General features: G+C 50.8%; 23 protein-coding genes. 2 read left to right on the forward strand and 21 right to left on the reverse strand.

Going from position 1 to position 26,451, the window contains the following annotated elements:
- Window positions 1-240 precede the first annotated feature (240 nt).
- Complete coding sequence (locus NST07_RS34000) at window positions 241-1,596, forward strand: DUF2252 family protein (RefSeq protein ID WP_341097438.1); 1,356 nt, start codon at window positions 241-243, stop codon at window positions 1,594-1,596.
- Window positions 1,597-1,686: 90 nt separating this feature from the next.
- Here NST07_RS34000 and cydC read toward each other — a convergent pair whose 3' ends face one another.
- The 7 genes from cydC to NST07_RS34035 all read right to left on the reverse strand — a co-directional run bounded on the left by cydC (window position 1,687) and on the right by NST07_RS34035 (window position 10,151).
- Entirely contained in the window at window positions 1,687-3,486 is a 1,800-nt protein-coding gene (gene cydC, locus NST07_RS34005) for a thiol reductant ABC exporter subunit CydC (protein WP_341097439.1), read from the reverse strand.
- Entirely contained in the window at window positions 3,483-5,246 is a 1,764-nt protein-coding gene (cydD, locus tag NST07_RS34010; protein WP_341097440.1) for a thiol reductant ABC exporter subunit CydD, read from the reverse strand. The genes cydC and cydD overlap by 4 nt, the downstream gene beginning before the upstream one ends.
- Window positions 5,246-6,262 carry a cytochrome d ubiquinol oxidase subunit II gene (gene cydB, locus NST07_RS34015; RefSeq protein WP_341097441.1) on the reverse strand — a complete coding sequence of 339 codons (1,017 nt, stop codon included), beginning with the start codon at window positions 6,260-6,262 and terminating at the stop codon, window positions 5,246-5,248. The genes cydD and cydB overlap by 1 nt, the downstream gene beginning before the upstream one ends.
- Window positions 6,249-7,658, reverse strand: coding sequence for a cytochrome ubiquinol oxidase subunit I (locus NST07_RS34020; protein WP_341097442.1), 1,410 nt, complete (start codon window positions 7,656-7,658; stop codon window positions 6,249-6,251). The genes cydB and NST07_RS34020 overlap by 14 nt, the downstream gene beginning before the upstream one ends.
- A 224-nt stretch (window positions 7,659-7,882) precedes the next feature.
- Window positions 7,883-8,113: a cold-shock protein gene (locus NST07_RS34025; RefSeq protein WP_038598212.1), complete on the reverse strand. Its 231-nt coding sequence runs from the start codon at window positions 8,111-8,113 to the stop codon at window positions 7,883-7,885.
- 201 nt (window positions 8,114-8,314) lie between these two features.
- Window positions 8,315-8,515 carry a cold-shock protein gene (locus tag NST07_RS34030; RefSeq protein ID WP_019914582.1) on the reverse strand — a complete coding sequence of 67 codons (201 nt, stop codon included), beginning with the start codon at window positions 8,513-8,515 and terminating at the stop codon, window positions 8,315-8,317.
- A gap of 388 nt (window positions 8,516-8,903) precedes the next feature.
- Window positions 8,904-10,151: a trypsin-like peptidase domain-containing protein gene (locus NST07_RS34035; protein ID WP_341097443.1), complete on the reverse strand. Its 1,248-nt coding sequence runs from the start codon at window positions 10,149-10,151 to the stop codon at window positions 8,904-8,906.
- Window positions 10,152-10,526: 375 nt separating this feature from the next.
- Between NST07_RS34035 and NST07_RS34040 the strand changes: the two genes are divergently transcribed.
- Complete coding sequence (locus tag NST07_RS34040) at window positions 10,527-10,733, forward strand: hypothetical protein (RefSeq protein ID WP_038598216.1); 207 nt, start codon at window positions 10,527-10,529, stop codon at window positions 10,731-10,733.
- On the opposite strand, the gene NST07_RS34045 is transcribed toward NST07_RS34040, so the two are convergent.
- The 14 genes from NST07_RS34045 to NST07_RS34110 form a co-directional block, all read right to left on the reverse strand.
- Window positions 10,702-11,508 carry an MBL fold metallo-hydrolase gene (locus NST07_RS34045; protein ID WP_038598218.1) on the reverse strand — a complete coding sequence of 269 codons (807 nt, stop codon included), beginning with the start codon at window positions 11,506-11,508 and terminating at the stop codon, window positions 10,702-10,704. The genes NST07_RS34040 and NST07_RS34045 overlap by 32 nt on opposite strands.
- A gap of 18 nt (window positions 11,509-11,526) precedes the next feature.
- Window positions 11,527-12,270, reverse strand: a complete 744-nt coding sequence (gene yycI / locus NST07_RS34050; RefSeq protein WP_341380298.1) for a two-component system regulatory protein YycI — start codon at window positions 12,268-12,270, stop codon at window positions 11,527-11,529.
- A gap of 140 nt (window positions 12,271-12,410) precedes the next feature.
- Entirely contained in the window at window positions 12,411-13,688 is a 1,278-nt protein-coding gene (gene yycH / locus NST07_RS34055; protein WP_341380299.1) for a two-component system activity regulator YycH, read from the reverse strand.
- Window positions 13,685-15,517: a cell wall metabolism sensor histidine kinase WalK gene (walK, locus tag NST07_RS34060; RefSeq protein ID WP_341097451.1), complete on the reverse strand. Its 1,833-nt coding sequence runs from the start codon at window positions 15,515-15,517 to the stop codon at window positions 13,685-13,687. The genes yycH and walK overlap by 4 nt, the downstream gene beginning before the upstream one ends.
- Window positions 15,517-16,248, reverse strand: coding sequence for a response regulator YycF (gene yycF / locus NST07_RS34065; protein WP_038598226.1), 732 nt, complete (start codon window positions 16,246-16,248; stop codon window positions 15,517-15,519). The genes walK and yycF overlap by 1 nt, the downstream gene beginning before the upstream one ends.
- A gap of 182 nt (window positions 16,249-16,430) precedes the next feature.
- Window positions 16,431-17,984: a M23 family metallopeptidase gene (locus NST07_RS34070; RefSeq protein ID WP_342480893.1), complete on the reverse strand. Its 1,554-nt coding sequence runs from the start codon at window positions 17,982-17,984 to the stop codon at window positions 16,431-16,433.
- A 329-nt stretch (window positions 17,985-18,313) separates the two neighbouring features.
- Window positions 18,314-18,958, reverse strand: coding sequence for a hypothetical protein (locus NST07_RS34075; protein ID WP_341097454.1), 645 nt, complete (start codon window positions 18,956-18,958; stop codon window positions 18,314-18,316).
- A 171-nt stretch (window positions 18,959-19,129) separates the two neighbouring features.
- Window positions 19,130-20,416 carry an adenylosuccinate synthase gene (locus NST07_RS34080; protein ID WP_342480894.1) on the reverse strand — a complete coding sequence of 429 codons (1,287 nt, stop codon included), beginning with the start codon at window positions 20,414-20,416 and terminating at the stop codon, window positions 19,130-19,132.
- Window positions 20,417-20,629: 213 nt separating this feature from the next.
- Window positions 20,630-21,991, reverse strand: coding sequence for a replicative DNA helicase (gene dnaB / locus NST07_RS34085; RefSeq protein ID WP_341097458.1), 1,362 nt, complete (start codon window positions 21,989-21,991; stop codon window positions 20,630-20,632).
- A gap of 1 nt (window position 21,992) precedes the next feature.
- A complete protein-coding gene (gene rplI, locus NST07_RS34090) occupies window positions 21,993-22,439 on the reverse strand; it encodes a 50S ribosomal protein L9 (protein ID WP_038598236.1) in 447 nt (148 codons plus the stop codon).
- A complete protein-coding gene (locus NST07_RS34095) occupies window positions 22,436-24,442 on the reverse strand; it encodes a DHH family phosphoesterase (RefSeq protein WP_341097459.1) in 2,007 nt (668 codons plus the stop codon). The genes rplI and NST07_RS34095 overlap by 4 nt, the downstream gene beginning before the upstream one ends.
- Before the next feature lie 11 nt (window positions 24,443-24,453).
- Window positions 24,454-25,371 (reverse strand): DUF2232 domain-containing protein, encoded by a 918-nt coding sequence (locus NST07_RS34100; RefSeq protein ID WP_341097460.1) that lies wholly within the window; start codon window positions 25,369-25,371, stop codon window positions 24,454-24,456.
- Window positions 25,372-25,377: 6 nt separating this feature from the next.
- Window positions 25,378-25,689 carry a MazG-like family protein gene (locus tag NST07_RS34105; RefSeq protein WP_036706324.1) on the reverse strand — a complete coding sequence of 104 codons (312 nt, stop codon included), beginning with the start codon at window positions 25,687-25,689 and terminating at the stop codon, window positions 25,378-25,380.
- A 219-nt stretch (window positions 25,690-25,908) separates the two neighbouring features.
- The gene (locus NST07_RS34110) at window positions 25,909-26,334 is read right to left on the reverse strand and encodes a CBS domain-containing protein (protein ID WP_020425709.1); all 426 of its coding nucleotides are present in this window, start codon (window positions 26,332-26,334) and stop codon (window positions 25,909-25,911) included.
- Between the last annotated feature and the right edge of the window lie 117 nt (window positions 26,335-26,451).

The raw sequence follows: 26,451 nt of genomic DNA on the forward strand, positions 1-26,451 counted from the left end.
CGGTTGCAACTCACATGCTTCCACCTCTTCCGATGTTTTGCAAGAAATTCATTCAAGTATATCACGCTTCTTCATGGTGAAATATGCGATAAATAACTCGATATATCCCACTACCAGCGGTTCGCGGAAAGGAAGATGGCCGATCTTTACTAAGATATTCACTAAGATCATCAGGAAATATCAGGGTTAATGCGTTATGATAAGCTTAATTCTATTTATTCGCGCAAAGGAGTACCTATCATGATCAATGAATCCATAACCGAGGGTGTCATTCGTACCCGTACGAAACTCCGCAAAGATCTGCTAATCTCCATTTTTGATGAATTCGACGGTACCATTATGGGCCTGACTCCCGCGAAGCGGGCAGAAAAGTACCTAAAGATGTCGCTTAGCCCTTTTTCATTCTACCGGGGCAGCTCTTATCTGTTCTATTTTGACGCCACAAGACAGTACTTTCCCTACCACACTTCGGTGGAGCGCCCGACCTGGATTCAAGGGGACCTGCATTTCGAGAATTTCGGGGCTTTCCGCAGCGAAGATGGCTCTATTGTATATGACGTCAATGATTTCGATGAGGGTTATGTCGGCTCCTATCTGTACGATGTACTGCGTATGGCAGGCAGTATTGCGCTTGTCGGACGGCAGCTGGGATACGGGGAGGCAGAGCAGCTTAACGTAATCGAAGGTTTTGTGCAGGCCTATTCCAGAGGAATCCGCCGGTTCAGTCAAGGCAAGGACAACCCCGGAAACTTCGTTATGAATGAGAACCGGGCCAAAGGGCCGGTGAAGAAGCTGCTCCGCAAGCTGGAGAAACGCCGCCAGGGTCATTTTCTGGAAAAGGTCACGTCCCAAATGCAGAGCGGCAGAGTATTTCTGGAGAACTCCGAGTTGGCTGTCCCTGAGGTAGCGGAGCAAGCGTTGCTGGAGAAGGCCTGGAGTTTCTATATGCAGACCATTGTTGCCCGCAGCTGGAATGACGATCATTACCGGATGAAGGACATTGCTATCAAACATGGCTCGGGCACTGCATCCATCGGGCTGGACCGTTACTATATATTGATCGAAGGCGGAAGTAGTCAAGAAGATACCGACGATACCATTCTGGAAGTAAAAGAGGTTCGTGTGCCAGTCCCGGCTTATTTCATGCCTTATTCGGAATCTTTCTGGAGCACCTTCGGACATCAAGGGAAACGTGTAGCGGCCACACAGCAGGCGATGCATCACAAAGCTGATCCCTATCTGGGCTTTCTGACGATGGATGGCCGGGATTTTTATGTCCGCGAACGCTCCCCGTATAAAAAAAGCCTGAAGCTCAAAGACATCGCAACTGTAGATGATATGCTCCAGGTTGTTGAAGTCATGGGCAGCCTAACGGCCAAAATGCATGCCAGAGCCGATGCCGATGTGGACCAAGGAATCCTCTTCTACCACAGCGAGAAAGAAATTGCCAAAGCGATGGGCCCGGACCCTGAAGCTTTTGCCCGCTATATTTCCCAATGGGCTTACGGCTATGCCACCCAGGTGGAGAAAGACTTCGTGATGTTTACAGAATGGGTGAAGGAGCGATTCGGAGAGGGAGCAGTAGGTAATTCGTGAACCGCCAATAGCGTGAAGCATATAAATTCTTGTATTTTTAAAAAAGGCCCTTTCCCCTCTTGGGTGGAAAGAGCCTTTTCGTATACATCTCTATTCTCCTGCTCCCGTGCTCACGAACCCGCTTGGCCGGTCCAGCTCATACAGCTTGCGGTAGCGCGGTTCCTTGTCCATCAGCTCGGCATGGGTGCCGCGCATTTCCACGAACCCGTTCTCCATAAAGATCACTTCGTCCATCTGCTCTGCACCGACAAGATGGTGGGTGACCCAGATCAGCGTCTTGCCCTCCATGGCCTCGAACATAGTAGCCAGCAGATCCCGCTCTGTACGCGGGTCAAGCCCGACGGTTGGCTCATCGAGCACAACTACCGGTGTATTCTGCAGCAGAATCCGCGCCAGGGCTATCCGCTGGCGTTCCCCGCCGGAGAAGCGCTGGCCCGCCTCGCGCACCGCTGTGTTATAGCCTTCCGGCAGCGATGAGATCAATGTATCCAGATTGGCCAGTTTGGCTGCCTGCTTAATGTCCTCATCAGACGCCCCGGGGTCACCAAGCCGGATGTTATTGGCTACGGTAGTGTCAAACAAGTGTGGGCTCTGATTCAGCACGGCAATAAGCTGCGGAATTCTCTCCCCATAAGCGGAAGCTTCAATGCCCTTAATCGTGGCCGAACCGACGGAAGGCGTAATGACGCCTTGAATCACCTTCAGCAGTGTCGATTTCCCTGCCCCGCTGCGCCCGATAACGGCAATCTTCCGGCCTTGAGGAATATTGAGCGTCAGATTGCGGATTGACCAGTCATCCCCTGCAGCATAACGGTAACCGGCATTCTCCAGCCGGATAGGCGCCTGCCCAGTTTCCTTGATCGCCTTGACCGCAGCATCCACATGGCGGGCAGTGTCAGCCTTACCCGAATCCGGCGCTGCCCCCGCCACACTTCCTTCCGCGGCTTCCACACCGGCCAGGCGCTCCAGCGAATTGCGGTATTGCGGGATCTTCTCGACCGCTTCCGAGACCGGCAGGAAAGCATCTGCTACCGGAAAGACCACCAGTACGAACGCTGCAATCAGCGTTCCGGCAATGGCCCCGTCCGCGAATTGACCGGCGGCCCAGTACAGCATCGACAGCACGCCGATGCCAACAACCGCCTGCCCGATGAACATGCGCAGGCGCGCCCAGCGACGCAGCGCTCCGTCGGTGTGGGCGACAGCCCGCTCATCGGCCTCGTAGGTTTCAACGAATTGGCCCTGCCGTCCGCTGATCACCCAGTCGCCCATCCCCAGCACAGCATCGGTCAGCTTCTGGTAGAGGCGGTTGCGCTCCTGCTTCACCTGCCGCTGGCGTTTTTGTGTCAGCAGCAGGGAAATCAGCGGCAGCACAACTACCAGCACCAGCATATAGAGTCCCATCAGCAGAGCGAAAGCCAGATCAAACGTACCGATGGAAATCACCGCCGCCGCATAGATCAGGAGAGCAATAATGCTCGGGAATACAGTGCGCAGATACACATTCTGCAAATATTCAATATCGTCGGCCAGCATTCCGAGAATATCCCCGGTACGGAACCGCGAAGATAGAAACAGCGCCTGCGGCTCCAGGATATTGTACAGCCGGATCCGCATCTTCGAGAGAATCCGCAGGATCGTATCATGCGAGACCAGGCGTTCCGCATAGTGGATGACCGCCCGGCTCGTCCCGAACGTGCGCACGCCGACAATTGGCACATAGATCATCAGTATATTTTCTGGCGGTATGGACGCCTTTGAGATCAGAAATCCCGAGGTGTACATCAGGGACGATGCTGAGAAAATCGTCAACGCACCCAGCACGATAATCAGCAGAAACCGCCAGAAATAAGGGGAGACATAGGGAGCAAACCATCCTTCACGTTTCAATGGATTCCCTCCAATTGACTTTGAATAAGCTCATAATAAGCACCTCGCCGGGCAACTAGCTCCGGATGGGTACCAACCTCGGCCACCTGTCCCTGCTGCATCACGACAATCAGATCCATATCGATCATCCAGTGCAGGCGGTGGGTGGCGAGAAACACAAGTTTCCCTGCAAATAGCGGCAGCATTGTTTGCTTCAGCTCGTATTCCGTCTCTATGTCGAGATGGGCGGTCGGCTCGTCGAGCAGCATGACCGGGCGGCTGCTCAGCAGTGCGCGGGCCAGCGCGACGCGCTGTTCCTGACCGCCGCTGAGCGAACGGCCGCCGCCGCCGATCATTTCATCCAGTCCGCTTGGCAGCGACTCCACCAGCTTGGATAATCCAGCGGCGGCAATCACCGAAGCCACAGCTTCCTTCGAAGCTTCCGGGTAATAGAAACGCACATTATCCGCCAGCGTACCGCTGAAAATATACGGCCGCTGCGGAATATATGAGGTCTGCTTGCGCCACTCCTCATCGGTAAGCGCACTGACAAGGTTCCCGTTAATGCTTATGCTCCCTGAGGTAGGATGCAGAAAGCCGCCCAGGATATCGACCAGTGTGGATTTACCCGCGCCGCTCTCTCCGATAATTCCAATCTTCGCAGAACCCTTGAACTCCAGGTTAACGCCCTCCAGTGAGGCGATCCCGTCTGCTTCATATTTAATGCCAACCTGCTCCAGCTTCAGCACACTATCCTGCCGCCAAGAAAATACAGCGGCAGGAGACGGCGCGGCTGTAATAGCTTCCATTCCCTCAGGCTTCAATACCTCCGCTGTTACCGTATCCCGGTCGATAATGTCCTTCATTGCTTCACCGGCTTCCTTGCCATCCAGCGTAGCATGGAAATCCGCACCGACCAGCCGGACTGGCAGGAAATATTCCGGCGCCAGGATTAGAATGGTTAACCCGGTAACCAGGGTCATCTGCTCATTGACCAGCCGCAGGCCAAGGCTTACAGCTACTGAGGCCACAGATAACATCGTGAAGAAGTCCATCGCGAAGGAAGACAAAAATGCTACACGCAGCGTACGCATTGTAGCCGAACGGTAGCGGTCACTGACCTCGGCAATACTGTCACTATGACTGCGGCTGCGCCCGAGAAACTTCAGTGTCTCCAGCCCGCGCAGCGAATCAACAAAATGATTGGACAGCGTCCGGTAGGACTTCAGCTGGCGGTCCATTTGCTTGCGGGCGGTCATTCCGATCAGAATCATAAAGACGATAATAATCGGCATCGTCAGGGTAAGAATAACACCGCTCGACGTATCCAGAGTATAGATGTATACCAGAAGCAAGGCAGGTGTTACTGCCATCCCTACCATCCGCGGAATAATAAGCTCTATATAGGTGCGGAACTTCGTTACTCCTTCAAGCACAAGCGTAACCAAATTTCCCGTTCCCCGGTCGCCCGCCAGCCTCGGTCCCAGCTGGAACAGCTTGTCCATCATTTGTCTCCGCATACTGCTGCCGGTGTTCTCCGCGAAGCGGTAAGAGACACGGCTCATCAGCATGGCGCAGGCATGGCGTGCAAGAAACGCAAGAAGGAACAAGAGCATTGTCGCCCCTTGTTCCTTCAGCGGTTCTCCCGCAAATAGCGCAGAGACTACTTCTGCCAGTGACTTGGCCAGCAGAAGAATGGACAGGCTTTGCACCAGGGTAAGGAAGCCTACGATCAGAAAGACCGGCTTAACTCCTTTGTACCCAAGCAAATTTTTATCCATTAGTATTCAAGATGCTCCTTCTCGTGAACCCGTTTATGGAAGATGAAATAACTCCAGATCTGATAACCGAGCACGAACGGCAGCAGCGTCAGCGCTACAATCGACATCACCTTCAGTGAATAATGGCCCGAAGCCGCATTGGTGATCGTCAGGTTAAACGCCTCATCAATAGAGCTGATCATAACCCGTGGGAACAGGCCCACAAATATCGACATCACCGACAAAGCCATAACCGCTCCGGTCATCCCGAACGCCCAGCTGTCTTTCTTCTTGGTCATGAAATAGCCGGACAGAACGAAGGCGGCAATGCCTAGAATCACTAATACCAGCAGCATTGCACCACGTTGTTCAAATACATCTGTCATATAGTAAGTCATAATTACAAAAGCAACCAGCAGCGCAGCCAGCGGGAACAATAGCTTCTGCGCCAGCTTGCGCGCACGAACCTGCAGATCACCAACCGTACGGAGCGTAGTGAACATCAGGCCATGCACCAGGCAAAGCAGCACTACAGTAATCCCTGCGACTACGGTATACACATTCACGATGTCGAAGAATCCGGCATACATCTGCATGTCACCGTCAATCGGAAGTCCTTTAATGAAGCTCGCGAACACTACTGCCAGCAGGAACGGCGGAAGGAAGCTGCCGAAGAAGATGCAGGCGTCCCAGGTTCTTTTCCAGGCCAGTGAATCACGCTTGCCTCTGAATTCAAAGGCGACACCGCGGGCAATCAGCGCCAGCAGGGCAAAGACGAACGGAATATAGAATCCGCTGAACAGCGTTGCGTACCAGTTGGGGAAAGCAGCGAACATCGCGCCAGCGCCCGTCAGCAGCCATACCTCATTCGCATCCCAGAACGGCCCGATCGAGTTGATCAGCACCCGGCGTTCCGTATCATTCTTGGCCAGGAACTGTGTTTCCATTCCTACGCCAAAGTCGAAGCCTTCCAGGAAGAAAAATCCGATAAATAATACCGCAATCAGCACAAACCACAATTCATTAAGAGAAAGCATGCGATCCCTCCTTATTATATGGATCATGCGACTGACCGTGATCGTGATCGTTATCCATGGCATAAGGGCCTTTTTTAATAACTTTGATGAACAATCCGATCAGCACCGCTCCCAGAATAGCGTAGATCGCCGTAAAGGAGATCACCGAGAACAGCACCTGTCCAGCCGATATATTAGGAGACACACTGTCTTCTGTCGTCATTAATCCGAATACCGTCCAAGGCTGACGTCCGATCTCTGTCATGATCCAGCCTGCAGTATTAGCAATTGGCGGAAGCAGCAGCCCCCAGAACATGAACCGCATAAACCAGGTGTTCGGACGTTCCATCTTTTTGCGCCACATCAGATACATCGCATACATGCCGAGCACAATCATCAGCGTGCCTGCAACCACCATGATCCGGAAGCTCCAGAACGTCGTACGCACAGGCGGGATATAATCCCCCGGGCCGTATTTTTGTTCGTATTCAGCCTGCAGCGTATTCATCCCTTTAACTTCACCGGAGAACTTACTGTAGGACAGGAAACTCAGCATATAAGGAATCTTGATTTCCCCAGAGTTTGATTTATTGTCAGGATCGATAAAAGCACTGGCTGTCCAAGCCGCAGGGTCACCACTGTCCTCCCAAAGGGCTTCCGTAGCTGCCATCTTCATCGGCTGCGTCTCTACCAGATACTGCGCTTGGGCATGACCTGCAACGGCTACCCCCATGGAGGAGACAATGCCGACAATCGCCGCAATTTCGAACGATTTTCTAAAGAAAGGCACATCCTGCTTCTTGAGCATTTTATAGGCACTGATGCCCGTAACCAGAAATGCCCCTGTAGCGTAAGCCGCGAGCACCGTATGCGGGAATTCCACCAGCAATTGTCCGTTTGTCATCAAAGCCAGGAAATCATTCATTTCGGCCCGGCCATTATTCATCGCAAAACCAACAGGGTGCTGCATAAAGGAATTGGCTGCGAGAATCCAGAATGCCGATAACATCGTTCCCAGCGCTACCATCCAGATGGACAGTAAATGAATCTTCTTGGAGACTTTGTCCCAGCCGAAAATCCATAGGCCGATAAATGTAGACTCCAGGAAAAACGCCAGCAGCGCTTCAATGGCAAGTGGAGCCCCAAATACATCCCCGACAAAGCGGGAATAATCGGACCAGTTCATTCCGAACTGGAATTCCTGCAATATCCCTGTTACTACCCCTACTGCGAAGTTAATGAGAAATAGCTTTCCCCAAAACTGCGCCATTCTTTTGTACTCATCGTTGCCTTTTCGGACATACATCGTCTCCATGATCGCAATCAAGAGTGCAAGTCCAATAGATACCGGTACAAAGAAGTAATGAAAGATCGTCGTCGACGCAAATTGTATACGCGACAGCATAACTGTATCCATGTTTCTTCCCCTTTCTTCTCCCCATTCGTTATGTCTATTCTGTCAAAAATTTAAGGCTTAAAGTGTGATAATTATCACATTATACACCCGGATTCAGCCTAAAAAACAATAAATTTGTGACAAATATCACAATATTACGTTCAGAAAGCAAAAAAAATAAGACGGTTTTACCGTCTTGGATTTGTTCGTCGTTCTATAGAAAGCTTGACTCATAAAGGCATTGGTTAGGTAATCGAAATACCCTTCTTCAGCGATTTGAGATCGCCATTAGAATTAAGCAATTGCGGCAGCATCTTCATGCTGCGAACCATTGGGGCATGACAGAGACGGCAAGAAGGCGCATGTTCAAATGCGAAATTATCCCTCATCCATCCGTTGCATCCATCATTGGTACAGGCCCAAATTGCGGTATTTTCTTCCGGTACTTCCTCTAAAGGCTTCTTCCGGTAGTTCATTGCCGTTCCTCCCTTCCTTTATGTTACAAGTTGAGAAACAAGTAAAAAAGCATCCAATTATACTCTTTCTAAGATGCTTACAATCCTTCATTTGCAGTTGCTCTACTTCAAGATCATGTTGTGGTTTCATGATGATATAGCAGTTGATCTTATAAAAAAAGACCGTCCCAACTTGCAAAAGCGGGGACGGTGCTTCTATTATTACAGTTTTACAACGTTTTCGGCTTGTGGTCCGCGGTTGCCTTGAACAACGTTGAATTCAACGCGTTGGCCTTCGTCCAAAGTTTTGAAGCCGTCGCCAGTGATTGCGCTGAAGTGAACGAATACGTCGCTTCCGCCTTCAACTTCGATGAAACCGAATCCTTTTTCTGCGTTGAACCATTTAACTGTACCTGTTTGCATGTGTGTTACCTCCACAAATTTAAATTAATATGTTCTTTTTATCTTCAAACAAAGAAAAAATTCACACATTGAAAAAGGTTGTATTACCATTGACAGCCCTTTTCAATACGAGAATTAGGTATCAAATGTATGATTAATCTCATGTTACCACACCGGAGTTACAAAGGCAAGCCAACATCCGAATATATCCGTATTTCCCCTTATAAGGTGTTGTTCCCAATGTAAGGGCTACCAGTCTTTATAAAAAGGGGGATTTGCATCCATATTAAGTAATATACCCAGATGATTTGACTTCGAAACGGATGCCGTCCTTAATTTTATAATAAGGACGGCTGGGCCGTCTCGCTGATCTTGACTGCCACATTATTATATACGGCTGATGCCGCTTTTATTCCTTTTGTTTTTCAAGAAGTTTCACCGTCACCTGTTTTACCTCTCCGTTACGGTAATAAGTAATCTTCAGATCATCTCCGATTTTGGTGTGATCATACAGATACTTGCGCAGCGAAAGGGTCGATGTGATCGGTTCATTGTCAAACTTGGTAATCACATCATTGAACTGCAGTCCTGCATCCTTGGCCGGCCCTACTACATCCAGCACAACTACTCCGTCTTTAACGGTGGTTGGCAGATTAAGCTCCTTGCGCTGGTCTTCCGCGAGCGGCACATAAGGGTTATTCAAATCCACGGAATACACTCCCAGATAAGAGCGGGAAATCTTCCCGTTTGCCTCAAGCTCACCCGCCGTTTCCATAACATGATTGGCCGGGATGGCAAAACCAAGTCCCTCCACGCCTGTATCGGAAATCTTCATTGTATTAATACCAATCACCTTGCCGTCCAGATCGACCAGCGCGCCTCCGCTGTTGCCCTCGTTAATTGCAGCATCTGTCTGAATGACTTCCTGCTCCCAGTCATAGACACCGTCCTGGTTCAATGATACGGGAATGGTCCGTTCTGTGTAGCTGACAATCCCCGAGGTCAGGCTATCGCCGAGTCCCAGCGGATTGCCGATAGCAATGACCGTCTCCCCAAACCGCAGCTTGGAGGAATCACCAATCTGGGCGACTGTGGTAATGCCTTTGGCATCAATGGAGAGCACTGCGATATCACTTACTTTATCCGTACCCACAAGTGTTGCCTTGCGTGTCTCACCATCCACCGTAACCACTTCCAGCTTGCCGAAGCCCTCAATCACATGATTATTGGTAATAATAAAGGCCTTGTTATCGTCCTTCTTATAGATCACTCCCGAGCCAAGTGCCGACTCATCGAGAATGTTAAGTTCCTTATTATCTTCTTTATGATTAATTATGCTCACAACGGCCGGCCGGACAAGAGCCGCAGCCTGAACAATCCGTTCATACGGGTCACCGCTGCTTGCAGTCACCTTCTCAATCACTTTCGGCTGCTCCGCCTTCTCCTGTGTCAACTGGCCTGTAGCCAGACTGAACAGAAGCACTGCAACCACCGCACTGATCACTGAGCTAATGACAGACACCTGCCAAGTTGCCAGGCTCCGCCGTGATTTGCGGGCAGACCAATTCCGGCTCGTTAAGACCTTAGAGGGTTCCTGCCCTCTGCCTTCGCGCCGAGGTACCTTGGTTGAATAAAAATCATCATCAAACAGTCCCACCGTTACATCCTCTCCCCTCTATTGCCACTGCATCCATAACCTGAACGCCAAGCAACCACGCCCGAGCTTTCCGCTTTATCTCTTAGACTCCTGAAAGCTCTAAAAGGTTTCACTTCATTCATTCACCACAAATGTGTGTGTTATAAGCGCAAGGGGTCTCCTATTCTTGCAACATATTAAAAAAGGATAAGCTTCAATCCGGAATATTTTCCAACTTAAAAGACTACAATAATAGAAGTACTATTTAAACTCAGGCTAAATTCTGCTCTTTATGATTGTATCACAGGCAGGGCTAGCACCCACGTTTTTTCTGACGCAAAAACCTACAAATTTTTTACAGATCAGCTTTCGTTTAGCTCAAAAGGAGGAATAAATATGGAATCTTTTTCAACAAGTATGGATCTGGTGCAATTTATCGGCAAACTGGGTGACCTTAAGGATGAACACTATCATCTGATCCTGGTTCAAAGCGCTATGATCGAGCTGTTGATTGATAAAGGGCTTTTCTCACGCCAAGAGTTGGAACGTAAAATTACGGAGGTAGACCAGCTTATGACTGGCTCACCTTATCCCACGGCGTAGGCTGGTCATAATAGGTATCACACAATCTGAACTCACTGTCTCTGAAAAAGCAGCCCCGGTCTTCCATTGCCCCGCGCACCGACATTTTGGCTAAATCCATCATATTGTGATCCCGGCTTAAGTGAGCCAGATAGGTCCGTTTGGTCCGTCCGGTAAGAATCTCGCTTAGTGCCGCTCCCGCCGCCTCATTGGAGAGATGGCCTAAATCGCCAAGAATCCGCCGTTTCGTATTCCACGGATAACGCCCCATTCTCAGCATCTCTATATCGTGGTTGGCCTCCAGTACCAGCACATCCGAATCGGCAATCGCCGTCCGCACTTTATCACTAACATACCCAAGATCCGTAGCAACACAAAGCTTCTCCTTGCCGTCATAAAAATTGTACCCTACCGGTTCAGCCGCATCATGGGAGATTGCAAATGACTCTACCCGCAGACTGCCGAAATCCCTGTGCTGTCCGGTCTCCATAATAATCCGGTTATGCTCGGCAATAGTGCCTATCCCCTTCTCAATCGCCCCCCAGGTATTGGAGTTGGCGTAGATCGGAAGATCGTATTTGCGGGCCATCGCTCCAAGTCCCTTGATATGGTCCGAGTGCTCATGCGTAACCAGTATTCCGTCTATCTCCTTGCCTGTCATCTCACGCATCGCGAGCAGCTCGTCGATTCGTTTGGCGCTGAGGCCCGCGTCGATCATAAGCGCCGTTTCCCCGTTTCGCACCACTGTTACGTTGCCGGTAGAACCGCTGGACAGTACCGTAAATGAAATCCCCATATCTCTCTCCTGCTCCTTCTACTCTGTTGTCTTCGGACTGATGATGTCCGCACTGATGGCATCGACGTAATAGGCGTTGCCGTTCTCCAGCATAAAGCGCCACATTGGCGAAGCCACCTGGCTTTCAGAGTTGAACAATTCCCCATAATAGCCAAGCTCAATCTCTTTAACTACCGAATCCGCCGGAAAATATTTCTCAATCAGGCTGCTGAGTGCCTGTGAGGCCGGAAGCACCTTCTGGATATCTTCGTCACTGTTTGTAGCTCCGATTTCAATCTTAGGCCAACGGTAAGCCACAATTTTTTGATCGCTGTTTATCAACTCAAGCCGCACTCTGAATAAAGACCATTTATGGTCAACCAGTGGATGAAGTACAAATTTGCCGACCTCGCTCTCCTGCGAATCAAAGCGATAATTGGCGATGTCTGTGATCTGGTCTGCCAGTGAACTGCTCAGTTCGGCAAATGATGAATAAATCAGCTTGCTGTCTATCGGCACCTTCAGTTCAACCGGCTCCTCATTCTGCTCTTCCCCGGAGTAGCGGTAAGTGATATCGGGCAGCTGCGGAGTGGCAGCCGGAATGGGACACAACACACGAATCCCCTTCTGTTCCATCACCGCCTGCGTTTCTGCGGACAGGGAAGTGAAATCCAGATTGGCACTGGCCTGATCGCGCAAGTCCATCCAGAGCTGATAACAAAGCAGCAGATTCAATACCAGAAAGGCGTAAATCAGCACATTTTTGGCTCTTCCCCAGTCCATACCGCTCCTCCTTAAAGTTTGTGAGCATTTACTTCATTGAATTTGCTTCGAACAAACTAGCTTCGGAAGCATTTGCTTCGTTTGTGAGCATTTACTTCGTGATTCTGCTTCGTCGTGTGAATTCCCGCGCGTCTATTACTCTAGTTCAGTGTAAGGAAAGTGCCGTCACGGAGCGTTACCCGCCATACCGGCAGGAGCTTCAGCTTCTCCCCGTTTACTGAAGCAACATAGGCCGGGGTCAAATCCTTCACAGGCGAAGCTTCGCTGAATTGGGCCAGCTTAGCCCGCAGCTCATCGCCACCGGGAAGCTCCACAACCTGTTTAACGGCTTTTCCCTCTTCTGTATACATCAGCGATCGCTCATAGGAGGATACTGTGCCCTGCTGCAGCTCCAGGTTAATAACACCATACTGCAGCTTTGGCTTGCTCATAATCGGATAAGAACCGTAGTACTGCTGGAAGGAAACGGTCAGCTCCTGGTTGCCCTCCTCCGTTGATGCCAGACGGTATGTACCGTTCCATCCACCATGCTTGTTGACAAAATCCACCGCTTCCAGGGCATCCTTCGCAGGTGTACTCTCACCCGCAGGAAGCGCAGCCGGATCGCTATAGCTCATCCAGTTCTGTTCCTGATCAACCTGCAGGCTGCGTTTGCTGTCTGTATAAATCTTTGAGCCATCCTTCTCTGGAATATATCTGGTGCTACCGGCATCAAAGAATAGATTGTTCTGCATTTGTTCAATGGTGTACATGCCGGAGGGCATTTCCACCTCAACCAGCGATATTTTTTCTTCCGGCACATAATAATCGCCATTTACTGCGGTGTATGGCGTCCAATTCGTACCGAAATCTACATGCTGCTGCACGTCCTGAACGGTCAAATCGGCCTTAGCCGCTTCATATACGATATCGCCTCTAGTACTGAAAAAGACGGCATGTGCCTTGGAATCATTTTTAATATTGTAAATCCATATCCGGTCAATGCTCTCTCCCTGGAACAGCGAATCGGGAGCGAGCTGCATTACCCGCTGCAGCAAGGTTACCGGAATGCCGGCACCAAAGGACAGCTCAATGCCCGAATTCTCACGGCGGATCTTGTCCCAATCGAAATCCTGCACCGAGCGCCGCTGAAAGCTCTCAAACCCGCGTCCTTTCAGCCGGTTCATGATCAGGTCATAGAAGGTGGAGCCGGGATAAAACAGCGTATGCTTGTCCTCCCCCATATGAATGATCATTTTATCAGGGTAGAGCAGATTCTCAACTTTTTCTTTGGGCCCCATATTATCTGTCTTCACATACAAGTTCTCTGACATCACCGCTGAGTCGCTCCCCGGCAGCCGGTAGATCAGATAATAGCTCTCTACAAGACTTCCGCAAACGAGCAGGGCAAGTATCCATGACTTGATTGTTTCCTTCACAATAAACTCCCCCTTTGCTCTTTCAGAGGCAGTGTGAAGGTTACCAGCGAGCCTTCATTAAGCTCTGACTGCAGGGAAATTGACCCTCCATGCGCCTTGACAATTTCCCGGGCAATGGACAGCCCGAGTCCGGTGCCGCCCATATTGCGCGAGCGGGCTTTATCAACCCGGTAAAAACGTTCAAAAATCCGTTCGATATCCTTCTTGGGAATCCCAATCCCGGAATCACGTACAGAAACGGCCAGCATTCCATCTTCGGTTTTCAGTGCCTCCAATTGAATGGTTCCGCCTTCTGGCGTATATTTCAGCGCATTGGAGACCAAATTGCCCAGCACCTGATCAATTTGATCGCGGTCCAGCCAGGCCGTGGCGACTTCCTTGCGCACTCTTGTACTGATATGAATTCGTTTCTGGCGAATCTGGAAGGAGAAGCGGTCAGCCACATCCTCCAGCATCTCGGAGATATCCGTTTGCTGAATGCGCAGGCTCGATTCCCTCGAATCCAGCCGCGAGAGATGCAGCAGATCCGTAACAAGCCGGATCATCCGTTCTGTCTCATTGCGGATGACTCCGACAAACCGCGCAGCAAGCTGCGGATCATCAAGCGCACCATCATCAAGCGCTTCAACATAGCTCTTGATCGTCGTCAGTGGAGTCCGCAGCTCATGCGAGACATTCGCCACGAACTCCCGCCGCGATTCCTCCAGATTCTCCTGCTCGGTAACATCCTGCAGCACCGCAATGGTTCCGGCAATCCCTCCGCCTTCACGTCGGTGAATGGGGGTGAAGGTGACCCGGACGATATTGGGCTCGCCTCCGCCCATTGGCGAGAGATGAAGCATTGCTGATTGGGCGTTGCCTTGCGCCAGCGACCCCGACTGCTCATGATCGAGACCAAGCAGCTCATCAAGCGGTGCCCCTTCCGGAAGCGGGCCTTCCGCTCCAAGCATATCTGCTGCCCGGGTATTCATCAGAATTACGACGCCGCTTTCATCTGTAGCAACCACGCCGTCACTCATGTTGGTCAGGATGGAAGCAAGCTTCTCCTTCTCCTCTTCATTCTGCGACAGCGCTTCGCGGAGCCTTCCTGTCATGTAGTTGAACGCCTGACTGAGCTGCCCAATTTCATCATTGCCGAACACAGGCATCTTACGGTTGAACCGGCCCTCAGCAACCGCTGTGGCATGCCGGGTCATCTCCTTGATAGGATGGGTGATTGTATGGGCGAGAATGACACACAGAACGGCCGTCAGGGCGAGCGCCAGCAGCAGACCGGAGAGGAACACGCTATTAATCCGGCTCATCGTGGCGTATAAATCTTTCATATCGGCAGCAATATAAATCGCCCCTACCACTTTGTCGCCGGAGAGAACCGGTTTGGCGACCACCTTCTTGCGCACATTATCATCGGCAATGATATATTCCTCATTATCGCTGATGCCTTGCAGGGCACGGCTGACCACGGTTTGTGTGTTCCGCTGCCCGACATAATCGTTTTGCGAAGGGACAGATGTCGTAATAATTTTACCGCTGGCATCCAGTACCTGAATTTCAGCTCCGCTGATATACAGATTATTGACCATTCCGCGCAGACTCTCCACCGCAGTCTCTTCACCGGCTGTTCCGGCTTCGCTGCCCAGTTTATCTGCCGTAAGGATCGACAACATTTCTGCCCGTGCCTTTAAATCTTTGGTGAAGTTATCAGTCAGTGAATTCTTCATCGAGCTGACAAAATATACACCGATCAGCTGCATCGCGATCAGAATCAGCAGCACGTAAATAATGATAAGCTTGGCCTGAATCGTCCGGAAAAAGGACCGCCCTTTCATCACAGCCCCCCGCTTTTGGGGCTATGCATCAAATAACCGAGTCCGCGCCGGGTGAAGATATATTCCGGCTTGCTGGGATTCTCCTCAATTTTTTCTCTCAGCCGGCGGATCGTGACATCCACGGTCCGCACATCCCCGAAGTATTCGAAGCCCCATACCGCCTGCAGCAGATGCTCCCGGGTCATTACTTTGCCGGCGTGGCGAATCATATAATAGAGCAGCTCATACTCACGATGTGTTAAATCGAGCGGCTCTCCGTCTTTATAAACCATGTACATGTCGGTATCAACGAACAGGCCGAAATGATTGACGCCCTGTTTGCTCTCCGCTCTTTCACTAAGCATTTCCGACGGCGATGGCTTATGCTGGCGCCTCATTTGAGCTTTGACTCTGGCCAGCAGCTCTCGCGTGCTGAAAGGCTTGGTTACATAATCATCCGCACCCAATTCCAGACCCAGCACTTTGTCGATCTCACCGTCTTTAGCTGTCAGCATAATGATCGGGATGTCCAAATGCGCAGAGCGCACTTCACGGCAGACATCCATGCCATCCTTGCCGGGAAGCATCAGATCAAGCAGCATCAGATCGGGCCGTCTGGACAGAGCCAGCTCCACAGCACTGTTGCCGTCAAAGGCACAGATTACCTCATAGCCCTCTTTTTCGAGATTAAACTTTAATATATCAGCAATAGGCTGTTCATCGTCTACTACCAGAATCGTTCCCATCTGCATATGCTCAGCTTCACCTTTCTAAGCGTACTAATCACTCATTCTCTTATTTTAACATACCTGCACTGGCGTCACATCCTACGAAGTGGGGATAGCACTGTACTTTCATCCTGCTCATCAATATATTTTTAGCTTTAAAAGATAAAGCCGCCCGAAAACTCGGACGGCTGATTATAACCTATGGATTATTTCAGATATCTCAGCGGATTGACCGCTGTGCCGTTCTTGCGGATCTCAAAATGCAGGTGGGTACCGGTTGAACGCCCCGTGTTGCCCATAACACCAATGCTGGCTCCCTGCTCCAGCCGCTGGCCGACAGATACTGAGATGCTTCTCAGATGGCCGTAGTAGGTGACATATCCGTTTTTGTGATCCACAATGACCACATTGCCGTAGCCGCTCTGTACGCCTGCAAAAGTAACCGTCCCGGCATCTGCAGCTGTGATGGTCCGGTTACCGGATACGAGATCGACTCCTTTATGGCTTCGTCCCCAGCGCTGGCCAAAGCTGCTGGAGAGGCTCGCCCCACTGACCGGCCAGGCAAACATGCCCGTTCCTTCGCCGACTACCTTCGTGCCGCGATAGACCACCTCAGGCAAGGAAGCCTTCAGAACCGCCTGGCCCATCCATTCTTCCTTCACTACGAGACCATTTTCCTTGGTCACCCTGTACTTCATCTGTTTCAGGCCGGTCTGTCCTGCCCGGACAACCTTGCTCTTGCCTGCTGCCAGCTCATCGCTCTTGCGGACAATCACTTCCGGCTCAGTGACAAGCTGCTCCGATACCTGCTCTACGGTTACTACAGTAAGCTCTGGCTGTGGTACGGTCAATTGCAGCTCGTCTCCAATTTGCAGGGTCAGCTCTTTCACCGACGGATTGTTGCGGAAAATATCAGCCTGCGTAATCTCAAAACGTTTGGCAATCCCAGAGACGGTATCCCCTTCCTGAACCGCATAAACAAGCGGCTCCTCTTTCCCCTCGGTGAGCACCTCGACCGCTTCCTGGACGCTCAGCACCTGGGTGGGGTCCGCCTTGACAGGAACAACGGAAACGTCCTCCTGAATGGCAACCGATTCTACCTTGTCTGCATTTGCCGGTGCAGCCGCCTTCGCGGAACGCGTAGCTGCTGTCTTCTTGAGCTGGGCGCCCGTTGAAACTGCGGCAGCCGGAACGTAGTGTTCTTTCACGCCCTGCAGGACGGCATTCGCTGTCTCCTGATCCTTGACAATCCCCACAGCTTTGCCATCCACCGTCAGCTGCACTCCCACTGCATAAGCTTTAAGCATGCCATCCAGCTTGTCCAGCGTAGCGGCACTGTCTATCTCCGGTTTATACGCTTTTTCCGCCTCTGTCGTAATGCCGCTTGTTTGCAGCACCATCACTGAATCCGGATACTTGAGCTGATATTCCTGCTGCTTCTCTTCGAACAGCCGATCCAGCTCCGTTTCCTCGCTGATCTTTCCGATTTCCTCACCCTTAACCAGCACCTTATAATAGGTTACCGTGTTCGCGGTCACATATTTCTTCTCTGCCGTGATTGAAAAGGCCGCCAGAAGCACCAGACCGGCAGAAGCTGCTATCCAGGACCGCCGGAATCTCCGAGGTTTGGTTTCTTGATAAAAGACGTTAGTTTCGCTAGAGGCAGAACTGCCCTTTTGACTTTCTGCGCTGAATTCTGCGGATGTCTCTGCTTTGTCCCGCAGTTTCCCCATCCCGCGCATGAACTTAAATCCTTTCATGAAACTCTCCCTTTCAGTCCGCTTAGAAGCGGCCAACCTTGTTATTCGACCCCTTTTATATATGCTGCTGCATCTATTTACTATGTGCGTTAGTGTAACTGCATTTCGTTTCCGTCCAAAATATAAGCATAAAGTATGAGGTGAAATTCGTACTTTTCTTATATTTAAAAAGGTTACAAAAAATTAACCCCTTATAGTCCTTTTTTACTGTACCATAGACGGCAGAAAAATTTCAACTTTACCCCAAAGACAAAACCCGCGATAATCGCGGGTTTCTTCCATGATTTTGACATTTTAACATCAAGTACGTGTCCAAAAAATGACAATTTTTAGTTTGTGGTACCCTCAGTTGAATTTGGTGTAAGCATTTTCATTAAAGTGTCATATTCATCAGGATTCACATACTTGGCAATGACTTGCTGCAGTTCCCTCACTTCATTCTCCGTCAACCCATCCTCCATCGCCGTTGAGATTTTCTGCATCTCCTCCTGCGGAAGTTTGGTCATCAGGATATTGAAAATATTGGATTTCTCATCCATGGGCAGACTGTCCTTGAGCTCACCCATCGCTTCCGGTGTCATTACCAGCTGCTGGTCCAGTGCACTGTCACTTTGTTCTTCCTCTCCGGAAGCCTCTCCCATTACAGCCAAAGCATCCTCAGGCGCCTTTTCCTCCACGGACTTCTCCGTTTTTTGTTCTGGTGTATCCACCGTTTCACTTTTGCTGTCTTTCTTTGCACCGGAAGCACCTTTATCATCCTCAGCTACATTTTTGGCGTTATCTGTGGCTCCCATTCCCGTGAGGCTCTTAATAAAACCGCCAATTCCCGGTGACGGGCCCTCCAGCTCTATATCAAAACTGGCCAACACCGACTGTATATACGTATTGACGACGAATGCCGTGGTCAGAACCGAAAGTGCGCTGGCCAGTACGACAATCAGGCAGACTCCAAGTGCACGTCTTACTATCTTCATCTTCATCACTCCCTTGCGCCCTGTTCATATTCAATCTCTGGAGGATCAGTGCGTTATTGCTTTCATCCTCCCAGTATTGACTAGAACCGGCTCCGGGAAACCAAAATATTACATAATTGTTGAAGCACAAAAAAAAGAGACCCACATAGGGCCCCTTTACTTACAGGAATCTTAGATATAGATAGGCAGAACCTGATTGGTCTGCTCACGGTTGCGTCCTACGGAGAAGATGGCAATCGGAATACCCGTAAGCTCCGATACCCGCTCCACATATCTGCGTGTATTGGCCGGCAGATCGTCCAGTGTCTTCGCTCCGGTGATGTCTTCGCTCCAGCCTGGAAGCTCCTCATAGACGGCTTCGCATTCAGCCAGCATTTTGAGGCTGGCCGGATAGTGAGTAATCACCTCGCCGCGGAATTTATAGCCGGTGCAAATCTTCACCGTCTCAAGGCCGCTAAGCACATCCAGCGAGTTGAGCGACAGACCGGTAATTCCGCTGACCCGGCGGGCATGACGGACAACCACACTGTCGAACCAGCCCACACGGCGGGCACGTCCGGTTACAGTACCATATTCATGGCCTGTTTCACGGATGTAATCACCTGTAGCATCGTTCAGCTCGGTAGGGAACGGACCGTCGCCAACACGGGTAGTGTAGGCCTTAGCAACCCCGATAACCTGCTTGATCTTCGAAGGGCCCACGCCAGACCCGATGCACACACCGCCAGCCGAAGGGTTCGACGATGTAACAAACGGATAAGTCCCTTGATCGATATCCAGCATTACACCTTGTGCACCTTCAAACAGTACTCTGGAATCAGCATCTATAGCATCATTCAGAACCACTGAAGTATCCGTCACATAACCGCGAAGCACTTCTGCATACTCCAGATATTTGACTAGAATTTCTTCCACGTTCAAAGCTTCCGCTCTATAAACCTGGGTAATGACCTGATTCTTTTCCTCCATTAATTGGCGCAGTCTCAGCTCAAATTCCTCGGCATCCATCAGATCGGCGATCCGGATTCCGTTGCGTGCCGCTTTATCCATATACGCCGGGCCAATTCCCTTGCGTGTAGTACCGATTTTGTTCGGGCCTTTACGGTCTTCTTCCAAGGCATCAAGCAGCATATGATATGGCATAATGACATGGGCACGATCACTGATCACCAGATTTTTGGTGTCGAATCCGTTCTCATGAATATAATTAATTTCTTGGATCAGGGCTTCCGGATTAATAACCATTCCGTTACCGATTACACAAGTCTTTTCTTTATAAAATACACCTGATGGAATCAAGCTCAGCTTGAATTTCTTTCCGTCAATCAGAATCGTGTGACCGGCATTGTTACCCCCCTGATACCGGGCGACCACATCTGCGCTCTCTGCCAGAAAATCCGTGATCTTCCCTTTGCCTTCGTCTCCCCATTGTGTTCCCACGACGACTACCGTTGACATATTCATTCCTCCGTAGGTGCAAGCTAGCACCATTATTTTTCATAATATGGGCTCTGTACAGCGTTCTTATGTACGCAGCCCTCCGGACGCCAAAGCAGTTTTAACCTGCTAAAGCACAATAACCAGTGTAACAGCGGTACTTTTTAAAGTCAAATAAAAACGAACGATCACACAAGGAAATGTGCAATCGTTCGGAAATTGTGAATAAATGATCTACCCTGCAAAAGGTTCAGCGTGTGCCCGCTCGTAGTTGACGAACTTGTTGAAATTTTTCAGGAACACAAGCTCTACAGTGCCGACAGGGCCGTTACGCTGTTTGGCAATAATAATTTCAATGATATTTTTCTTTTCGGTATCCTGGTTATAGTAGTCATCACGATACAGGAAGGCTACGATATCGGCATCCTGCTCGATGGAACCGGATTCCCGAAGGTCACTCATCATCGGGCGCTTGTCCTGCCGCTGCTCCACACCCCGGCTGAGCTGGGAAAGGGCAATGACCGGAACATCAAGCTCACGGGCAATCTGCTTCAGGGTACGGGAAATCTCGGAGACCTCCTGCTGGCGGTTCTCCCCGCCCTTGCCGCGTCCCTGAATCAGCTGCAAGTAGTCGATGACGATCATGCCGAGGCCTTTTTCCTTCTTGAGCCTACGGCATTTCGCCCGGATATCTGTAACCGTGATCCCAGGAGTATCATCAATATAGATTTCTGCTTCCGATAAGGACTGAATCCCCATCGTAAGCTTCGACCAATCATCATCACTTTTGAAATCACCGGTACGCATAATGTTGGCATCGAGGTTGGCTTCCGCGCAGATCATACGCTGTACCAGCTGCGGCGCCGACATTTCCAGACTGAAGATGGCTACGGTCTCTTTGGCACGGACTGCTACATTCTGGGCAATATTCAGCGCGAATGCCGTCTTCCCTACGGATGGACGGGCCGCTACAATAATCAGGTCATTACGCTGGAAGCCGTTAGTCATATGATCAAGATCGGCAAAGCCGGTCGGAATCCCGGAGGTTCCCCCCTTATTCTGATGAAGCAGCTCCACGCGGTCGAAGACCTGCATGAGCACATCGCGGATGGCGATGAAGCCGCTGCCGCTCCGGCGGTTGGAGATCTCCAGAATCCGCCGCTCGGCATCGCTCAGCATATCGGCGACATCCTCACCGCCGGTGTACCCTTCACTGACGATCTGCGTCGCTGTACGGATCAGCCGCCGCAGCATCGCCTTCTCCTCAATGATCTGCGCATAATACTCCACGTTGGCCGCAGTCGGCACTGCATGCGCCAGCTTAGCTAAATAGCTGACACCGCCGATATCCTCAAGCTGCCCCTTATCCTGCAGTCTGGACGTCAGCGTAACCAGATCAATCGGCTGGCTCTCTTCTCCGAGCTGCACCATCGCCTCAAAAATCATTTGATGCGGTTTATCGTAGAAGTCTTCGGTATTCACCCGCTCCATCGCGGTAACCAGCGCTTCATCCTGCAGCAGAACAGCACCGATTACAGCCTGCTCTGCCTCCAGGTTCTGCGGGGGAATCCGATCGAAAAAGAGATCTCCACCCATCTTACTCCTCCGTTACCTGAACCGTAAGGTTAGCCTTTACTTCAGTATGCAGCTTCACACTTACCTGAAACGTACCTACATGGCGAATGGGATCACTCAGCTCAATTTTGCGCTTGTCGATTACGATCCCTTGTGTTTCCACCAAAGTTTCGGCGATCTGCTTGCTTGTAATAGCGCCGAAGAGACGGCCGCCTTCACCCGATTTTGCTTTCAGGGTCAGCGTCAGCTCGTCCAGCTTCTTACCCAGCTGCTGCGCTTCTTCTTTCTCCTGGTCCTTGCGGCGCTGCTCAGCTGCTGCCTGATTCTCCAGAGTTTTCACATTGCCGTCTGTGGCCGGGCGGACCAAGCCGCGCGGCAGCAGAAAGTTCGCTGCATAGCCTTCTGACACCTCTTTCACTTGCCCCTTCTTGCCTTGACCTTTAACATCCTTTATAAAAATGACCTTCATTCGAATAGCCCCTCTTTCGCTTCAATTTCAGCCAGAACTTCCATTAGTCTGGCTTCTGCTTGCTTGCATGTTCCCTCGAGCTGCACCGCTGCGTTGGACAAATGCCCTCCGCCGCCGAGCTTCTCCATGACCACCTGCACATTCATTCGTCCGAGTGACCGGGCACTGATGCCGATGAGGCCGTCAGGCCGCTCACTGATCACGAATGAAGCCACCACATTCGTCATTCCCAGCAGCGTATCCGCTGTCTGGGCAATTAAGAGCTGTGGAATTTTCATTCCCGGTGAGGTTACAACGAGTGCAATATGATCATACACCATCCGGGCATGTTTGATAATTTCTGCTTTGGAAATGTACTCCTGCAAATCCTCTTTCAGCATACGCTGGATAAGGATAGTGTCCGCGCCGATCCGCCGCAGAAACCCTGCCGCTTCAAAGGTTCGCGAGCCGGTATGCAACGCGAAATGCTTCGTGTCGACCGTAATTCCCGCGAGCAGCATGGTAGCCTCCAGCGGACTGAGCTTAATCTTGTCATGAATGTACTGCAGCAGTTCTGTTACCAGCTCGCAGGTGGAGGAGGCATAGGGCTCCAGATATACCAGCACCGCATCATTAATGAACTCCTCACCCCGGCGATGATGGTCAACAACAACAATGCGGCTGGCGTACTGCACGAGGCGCGGCTCCATCGTCATGGAGGCCTTGTGCGTATCCACGACAATCAGCAGCGTATGTTCAGTCATCATCTGGAGTGCCTGCTCTGTAGTAACAAAGGTTTTGTACAGCTCATCATCGCGGCGGATCTGCTCCATCATCCTAGTGATGGACGGATTAGGCGTCTCCATCACGATGTTTGCCTCCACATTGTACATCTGTGCCGCCTTAAGCAGCCCAATAGCAGCCCCTACGGCATCGATATCGGGGACCCGGTGACCCATAATCAGCACCCTGTCGCTCTCCTGCATCAGGTCACGCAGCGCATGCGCAATGACCCGCGCCCGGACTCTCGTGCGCTTCTCCGCCGCGTTACTCTTGCCTCCATAGAAGGAGAGCCTCTGGCCCGCCTTAACGGCTGCCTGATCCCCGCCGCGGCCCAACGCCATATCCAGACTGGATTGCGCCAGCGCTCCGAGCTCACTGGCGGACTCTGAACCATAGGCAAGGCCTATGCTCAGGGTCATCGGCACCTTGAGGTCTGCCGTCATTTCACGCACTTCGTCGAGTACAACGAACCGGCTCTCTTCCAGCGCCTGCAGGCTGCGGTGATTCAGCAGCATCAAGTAGCGCTCTGAGGACAACCGCCGCAAGTATACTTCAAACTGCTTGCTCCACTCCGTAATCTCACTGGCTACCTTGGCGATCAGCGAAGTGCGCTGCTGATCATCCATGCCTTGAGCTGCTTCATCCAGATTGTCCATCATCACAATACCAATGGCCAGCTTCTCTTCCTCATACCTTTCCCGCAGAACCACAAGCTCGGTAATGTCATACAAATAGAGCAGACGCTCGCTGGGTATGGCCACAACCTGATAATACCGGTCATCCACTGAAATTTCCTGTCTGATGTCCTTGAGCACGCCCTCTTTGGCAGGGTCCCGCTTAACCGGCACATTTACCGTCAGAGAGGACATCACCTCAGGCAGCAGCTCCTGCAGCGCTTCACCTACCAGGGACTTCCGGGAAAAGATGTCACCGGCATTGCGGTTGTTCCACTCCACCGTCCGGTCTTCGCTATACAGGATAATGCCGAGCGGAAGCATGCTGACAGCTTCACCCTCCACCCGCTTGATGCGGAAAGAAAGCCCGTTGATATATTCCACCAGGTTGCGCCGGAATGAGATCTCCGCTTGCAGCATGGAGAAACATAAAGTGCCGGCCAGGAACAGGCTGGCAATCCCCAGAGCCCAGTTATAGATACTGACGACTATAATAAGGACCAGCAGCAGCAGGAACGCCCATACGGTATGATAGCCGTGCCAGCGTCTTTGCAGAAATTTAGGCATGAGCTCTCACCCTATCGTTTCGATTTCTTCACTAGCTCTCGCAGTGGGAACGCCATATCGATAATACCGATAATCCATAATCCCGGCAGCCAAATAACCGGCAGTGCCAGCAGTATCGCCACAATCTTGCTCCATTTACGCTCATAGACCACGAAGAACAGGAATCCGATAGTCTGGATTTTAAATACGATTTGCAGCAATGGCAACAGATTGGCCGAGATCATCAGCATAAAGCTGTTGTCAGAATTGCCAAACAGCAGGTTAATTACGACTCCCAACAGATAGTACCAGATAAATGATCTTGAAAGTCTCCATTCACGCGCGGGCTTCAGCTTGGGAACCGCATAGTCCATGCTGTTAAGGATGGGGCGGACAATGGAGTGGGTGATTACAGCCATCATAAACGAGCTCAGAATCAGCGTCATAGGAATAACTTGTATGGTCATATGACTGATTGTATTTACATCCTCAGATGTAAGATTGAACTCGGTCATCAGCGGATTGCCCGTGCCCAGATCAGAGAGCGGGGACGTAACCATCTGCATCATATCATTGACATAACTGGAGAGATCAAAATTGAACAGCGCCGTACCGATCACCAGCAGCAGCAGAAACTCGCCTAAAATCGTAACGGTTCCCGCAAGGATGGTCGACAGCGCCGAAGCGCGTTTCTTGTACCATCGTCCCATAACTATTGCCGGGATTAAGAAATAGAGCGCTAACACTACGTAAACAGGCGTAATCAGGCCTACAATCAGCAGTACTGGCAGTAGATGTACAATAAACTGTTTAGTACTCAGAGTAGTGAATAGCACTACAGCCGGAATAATCAAGAAAAGGGTAGTGATAATGAGCAGCGGGGTTGATAAGGATAGCAGCAGCAGCAAGTAGACGATGCTCCATGCCACAGATGTCCAGCGAAATTTCAACAGTATTCACCTCTTACGCATATGTTCTTCTAACGCAGATATATCCTGGTACCATTCTTCAAGCTGATGCCCTTCCTGCCTGTGCTTTCTAAGCTTTTCGATTAATAAATCATCCAGCTCCCGATAGGGAATACCCAGTCTGCGCCCCAGAATATATGAGCTCATAATCAGGCTGGCCAGACTGTCGCCCACACGGGCGGTGCTGCCTTCCCACAATGCCTTGAACAGCCTTGAGACTTGATCAATTACTTCGGTTTTTAACCACTCAATTACCTTGGCGCGTTTGGCCACATCCAAATCCTTCGGCACATTGGGCATGTCTCTTAACCTCCGGCAAAAAGCATTATTCTCCATTATAGCATAAATATTTCCCAGCCACACGGGACGGTCAGCCCCCCGGAAAGAGCCAAGTTTGTCTTCAGACAATAGGCCGGTTAACACCGCTTCTACGGGCCATCCCTCTTCAAAAAAGGCCCGCATTCCGTTTGTTGCCGGAAATACAGGCCTTGCTGCATTTGCATCTGATGCATCAATAAATTATAACGATTCCTGCGATTGCCGCGAAACAACCTTCTCACAATATTCAATAATTTGACTCCGGCGGACAATACCGATAAATCGGTTCATATCGTCGACCACCGGCACAAAGTTCTGCACCTTGGCCAGATTAATCAAATCCTCCATATCGGCGTCGATCGATACCGGCAGATTGTTCATCCGCAGCGGCACATCCTTAAGCAAATATTTCGAAGCATTTTCAAACGTAACCGCCCCGCCCGAGTCCTTCATGTACCAGAGCAAATCGCCTTCTGTTACGGTTCCGGCATATTCCCCGTTGCGGTTCAGGATCGGTACAGCAGTATAGCGGTGAAATTCCATCCGTTCCAAAGTCTGCCGCAGCGTTGAATCCAGTGTCACGCACGCGACCTCCTGCTTCGGAAGTAAAAAAAACGCAATATTCATCTCTTGATCCTCCTCAAAGAGTTCCGAAGGAATTAACACTTACCTTCCCCTTGTTACAGGGCCATTGTAGTTATACGCCTCAGCGAGCAATAAGTTCCATCTCATTATACCATGAAG

The organism is Paenibacillus sp. FSL L8-0340, from assembly GCF_038593145.1.
Taxonomy (GTDB): Bacteria; Bacillota; Bacilli; order Paenibacillales; family Paenibacillaceae; genus Paenibacillus_AQ.

Coding starts and splice junctions, on each gene's coding strand:
- NST07_RS34000 (WP_341097438.1), top strand. CDS start 241: ATGATCAATGAATCCATAACCGAGGGTGTCATTCGTACCCGTACGAAA.
- cydD (WP_341097440.1), bottom strand. CDS start 5,246: ATGGATAAAAATTTGCTTGGGTACAAAGGAGTTAAGCCGGTCTTTCTG.
- cydB (WP_341097441.1), bottom strand. CDS start 6,262: ATGCTTTCTCTTAATGAATTGTGGTTTGTGCTGATTGCGGTATTATTT.
- NST07_RS34020 (WP_341097442.1), bottom strand. CDS start 7,658: ATGGATACAGTTATGCTGTCGCGTATACAATTTGCGTCGACGACGATC.
- NST07_RS34025 (WP_038598212.1), bottom strand. CDS start 8,113: ATGAACTACCGGAAGAAGCCTTTAGAGGAAGTACCGGAAGAAAATACC.
- NST07_RS34030 (WP_019914582.1), bottom strand. CDS start 8,515: ATGCAAACAGGTACAGTTAAATGGTTCAACGCAGAAAAAGGATTCGGT.
- NST07_RS34040 (WP_038598216.1), top strand. CDS start 10,527: ATGGAATCTTTTTCAACAAGTATGGATCTGGTGCAATTTATCGGCAAA.
- NST07_RS34045 (WP_038598218.1), bottom strand. CDS start 11,508: ATGGGGATTTCATTTACGGTACTGTCCAGCGGTTCTACCGGCAACGTA.
- yycI (WP_341380298.1), bottom strand. CDS start 12,270: ATGGACTGGGGAAGAGCCAAAAATGTGCTGATTTACGCCTTTCTGGTA.
- walK (WP_341097451.1), bottom strand. CDS start 15,517: ATGAAAGGGCGGTCCTTTTTCCGGACGATTCAGGCCAAGCTTATCATT.
- yycF (WP_038598226.1), bottom strand. CDS start 16,248: ATGCAGATGGGAACGATTCTGGTAGTAGACGATGAACAGCCTATTGCT.
- NST07_RS34070 (WP_342480893.1), bottom strand. CDS start 17,984: ATGAAAGGATTTAAGTTCATGCGCGGGATGGGGAAACTGCGGGACAAA.
- NST07_RS34075 (WP_341097454.1), bottom strand. CDS start 18,958: ATGAAGATAGTAAGACGTGCACTTGGAGTCTGCCTGATTGTCGTACTG.
- NST07_RS34080 (WP_342480894.1), bottom strand. CDS start 20,416: ATGTCAACGGTAGTCGTCGTGGGAACACAATGGGGAGACGAAGGCAAA.
- dnaB (WP_341097458.1), bottom strand. CDS start 21,991: ATGGGTGGAGATCTCTTTTTCGATCGGATTCCCCCGCAGAACCTGGAG.
- rplI (WP_038598236.1), bottom strand. CDS start 22,439: ATGAAGGTCATTTTTATAAAGGATGTTAAAGGTCAAGGCAAGAAGGGG.
- NST07_RS34095 (WP_341097459.1), bottom strand. CDS start 24,442: ATGCCTAAATTTCTGCAAAGACGCTGGCACGGCTATCATACCGTATGG.
- NST07_RS34105 (WP_036706324.1), bottom strand. CDS start 25,689: ATGCCCAATGTGCCGAAGGATTTGGATGTGGCCAAACGCGCCAAGGTA.
- NST07_RS34110 (WP_020425709.1), bottom strand. CDS start 26,334: ATGAATATTGCGTTTTTTTTACTTCCGAAGCAGGAGGTCGCGTGCGTG.